Here is a 420-nt window from a genome sequence, read left to right as displayed (position 1 = left end):
CTGTTCGCTCCCCACGCTTTCGTCCCTCAGCGTCAGTTGTAACTTAGTAACCTGCCTTCGCTATCGGTGTTCTGAGTAATATCTATGCATTTCACCGCTACACTACTCATTCCAGCTACTTCAACTACACTCAAGACTAGCAGTATCAATGGCAGTTCTACAGTTGAGCTGTAGGATTTCACCACTGACTTACCAATCCGCCTACGGACCCTTTAAACCCAATAAATCCGGATAACGCTCGCACCCTCCGTATTACCGCGGCTGCTGGCACGGAGTTAGCCGGTGCTTATTCGTACAGTACCTTCAGCTATCTACACGTAGATAGGTTTATCCCTGTACAAAAGAAGTTTACAAACCATAGGTCCTTCATCCTTCACGCGGGATGGCTGGATCAGGCTCTCACCCATTGTCCAATATTCC

General features: G+C 48.1%; 1 rRNA gene. It reads right to left on the bottom strand.

Features of this window, described 5'->3' with window-relative positions:
- Positions 1-420: ribosomal RNA gene (locus E0D86_RS21260) — 16S ribosomal RNA — on the bottom strand; the annotation flags it as partial.

It is taken from the genome of Pseudomonas sp. IC_126 (assembly GCF_004331835.1).
In the GTDB taxonomy this organism is placed as follows: Bacteria; Pseudomonadota; Gammaproteobacteria; order Pseudomonadales; family Pseudomonadaceae; genus Stutzerimonas.
Note: the sequence above shows the minus strand (reverse complement) of the source record. Positions and strands in the feature narration are given on the sequence as shown.